This window comes from Streptomyces sp. NPDC039430 (assembly GCF_055639435.1).
The window spans coordinates 1-3,529 of record NZ_JBVKAK010000037.1 but is presented as its reverse complement, the minus strand read 5'-3'; the positions used below and the strand labels follow the sequence as shown (position 1 = coordinate 3,529).

Sequence of the window (3,529 nt, the reverse complement as noted above, 5' to 3'; positions counted from 1 at the left end):
CCACACCCTTCGGCACACCCGTCGAACCCGACGTAAACATCACATACGCCAAAGCCCCCACCGGCACCCGCACCGGAAGCAACACCTCACCCGCAGACTCCACGCCCGCAGACTCCGCACCCGCCAGCTCCGCATCCGCTTCGATCACCGGCACACCTGCGACTCCCGCGCGTTCCCGCAGCGTTCCGTCCGTCACGATCAGCGCGGCGCCGCTCTGTCCGACCAGCTGCCGCAGTCGTTCGTCGGGATATCCGGCGAACAGCGGAACATAGGCCGCGCCCGCCTTCAGTACCGCCAGCATCGCGACGACCACATCCGCCGATCGCTCCAGCAACAGTCCCACCCGCGACTCGATGCCCACGCCGCGTCCGGCCAGCACCCGTGCCAGCCGTACCGCACGCGTGTCCAGCTGCGCGTAAGTCAGCGACACATCGCCGCACACCAGTGCCACCGCATCGGGGGATGCCGACACCTGAGCCGCGAAGCCGTCCACCAGGGACCGCGGAGACATGTCACCCCCTCCGTCAAGGCCGCCGGCAGCACCGACGCTCCACTCACGCGAAACCCGTCGCCACTCCTCGTCGGGCAGCAGGGACAGCGTGCCCAACGGGGCATCCGCGGACTCGGTCAGGCTGGTGACGGCCCTGGTCAGCCGCGCGGCCAGCATCTCGGCGGTGCTCGCGTCGAACAGCGCCGCGTCGTAGGCGAGCGTCATTTCCAAGTGGTCACCGATGGCGGAGGCCACCAGCGTCAGCGCGTAGTTGGTCGACTCGACGGCCTCCACGCCGCGCACACTCAGCCCGTGCCGCGCCGCGGCCTCTGTGTCCACCGGGTAGTTCTCGAACACCACCAGGCTGTCGAAGAGCGAAGCGCCCGCCGCCACACCGGAGTCGATGTCCGACAGCGCCACATACTCGAACTGCCGTGATTCGGCCATATCGGCCTGGAGGTCGCCCAGCCAGCCGGAGACCGGCCGAGCGGGGTCCACCTTCACCCGGACCGGCAGTGTGTTGATGAACAGCCCGAGGATGTCCTCGGCCCCTGGCAGATCCGCCGGACGCCCCGACACCGTCGTACCGAACACCACATCCGACGACCCCGCGTACTGCGACAACACCAACGCCCACGCGCCCTGCACCACCGCGTTCACGGTCAGCCGGTGACGCCGTACGAAGCCGCTCACCCGTGCGGCGACCTCGGGCGGCACGTCCACAGAGATCCGCTCGCTGGACCCGCCACCGCGTGCCTGCTCCGGTGCCCGGTCGAAGGGCAGGGCCACCGGGTCGCCGAACCCGGCCAGCGCACCACGCCAGTACTCGCGGCCGGCGTTCTGGTCCTGGTCCGCCAGCCAGCGTACGTAGTCACCGAACAGCCCACGCGACAGCGGCGCCGGCCCGACGGACGACGCTCCGGCCGCAGGTTCCGCGTCGAGCGCGGCGTACTCGGCGATCACGTCCGAGAGCAGCGCCGAGTTGCTCCAGCCGTCCAGCAGCAGATGATGGAACGTCCACACCACCCGGACGGCGTCGTCCGACAACCGCGCGAGAGCGACGCGCAGCAGGGGTCCGGCGGTCAGGTCCATGCCCCGCTCGCGGTCCTCGGCAAGCAAGTCCTTTAGCAGCAAAGCCTGTTCGGCCTCGTCGGCACCGGACCAGTCCATCCTCCGTACCGGGAGGCTGACGCGACGGCGCACCACCTGCACCGGCTCCGGGACGTCGTCCCACACCAGCGACACCCGCAGCGCGTCCGAGCGCTCCACGACCCGCTGCCACGCCTTGCTCAGCCGGTCGAGGTCGATGGTGCCTTCGAGAGTGAAGGCGAGCTGCTCCAGGTAGGCGGCGGACTCGGGCTCGGCCAGGGCGTGGAAGAGCATGCCCGACTGCAACGGGGTCAGCGGATAGATGTCCTCCACATCCCGGCCGTCGCCGGCGATCCGGTCCACCTCGGTCTGGTCGAGCCGTACCAGCGGGAAGTCCGCGGGTGTGCAGCCTCCCGTACCCGGCTCCGCGCAGTGCTCGACGAACGCCACCAGTTCCGCGGTGAAGTCTTCGGCGACACCGCGGACCGTCTCCTCCCGGTACGTGTCGGCGGAGTAGATCCAGGAGAACACGAGCCTGCCGTCCTGGACGGCGCCGACGACATCGAGCAGATGCGGGCGGCGCTCGGCCGGGGCGTGGTCCCCGCCCTCGGCGGGCAGCGCCTCCCGGAGCAGACCGTCGGTGGTGTCACCGGCCACATCGAACTGCCCGTGGTAGTTGAAGCTGATCCGCGGATCCAGCTCACCGGCCGGCGCGCCGGACAGATAGCGCAGCGCTCCATAGCCGACACCACGATCGGGCACGGCCCGGAGCTGCTCCTTCACCTGCTTGATCGCGGCGGCCCAGTCGTCGCCGTGCCCCGGCAGCGCGAGGGCGACGGGGTAGATGGAGGTGAACCAGCCGACGGTACGGGTCAGATCGGTGTCGTCGAAGATCTCCTCGCGACCGTGTCCTTCCAGATTGACCGCGATCCGGTCATGACCCGTCCAGGTACGGAGCGTGCGCGCCAGGGCGGCCAGCAGGACGTCATTGGACTGGGTGCGGTAGACGGAGGGAACGTCGTGCAGCAGGGCCCGCGTCTGCTCGGTCGTCAGCTCCACCGAGACGGCACGCTGGGAAGCGACCGTGTTGTGGCCGTCGGTGTGGTCGACGGGCAGCCGGGTGACCGCACCCTCGGTGACCGAGCGCCAGTAGGGGATCTGGTCGTCGAAGCCTCCGCGCGCGGTGTGTTCGGCGAGCCGCGCCGCCCACTGCCGTACGGAGGTGCCCTTGGGCCCCAGGTCGGGCTGCCGGCCGGCCACGATCCGCTCGTACGCCGTGGACAGGTCCTCCATCAGGACGCGCAGCGACACGCCGTCCATCACCAGGTGGTGCGCGATGACCGCGAGCCGGGCTCCGCCGGGACCGGGGCCCTGCCGCCCGAGCACGACACGGACAAGCGGACCGTTCTCCAGGTCGAATCCGGACTGGGCACCGAGGACGAGTGCGTGCCAGCGCGTGTCGGCGTCGAGTGCGTCCGACAGGTCGTGGACCTCGAACACGGTGTCCACACTGACCGCGGCCCGGTAGTCGGCGTCCCTGCCGCCGTCCGCGCCGACACCGAACGTCATCCGGAGGGCATCATGGTGGGCGAGTACGGTCGCCACGGCCGCACGGAGCGCGTGCGCGTCGAGGTCCGGCGCGAGGGCGACCGCAACCGACAGGTTGAAGTGCGTGGGTGCCTCCGTGTGGGTGTCGAAGAACCACTCCCGTGCGGGCAGCGTCGGAACGCGCCCGGACAGTACGCCCTGTTCGGCGAGGGTGGCGGCCCGGTCGTCGGAGATCTGGACCGCCGAGGCGAGGGTGAGGACGGTGGGGTGGAGGAAGACGTCGCGGGAGGAGAGGGCGAGTCCGGCGCGGCGGGCGCGGGAGACGACCTGGAGGCTGATGATCGAGTCGCCGCCGAGGTCGAAGAAGTTGTCCTCGATCCCGACCCGCTCCAGCCCCAGCAC

1 protein-coding gene is annotated in these 3,529 nt (G+C 70.4%); it reads right to left on the bottom strand.

Features of this window, described 5'->3' with window-relative positions; all coding sequences use genetic code 11:
* Positions 1 to 3,529, bottom strand: a 3,529-nt coding sequence (locus tag ACZ7LS_RS36735) for a condensation domain-containing protein (RefSeq protein WP_385137454.1), incomplete at both ends; no start/stop codon positions are given.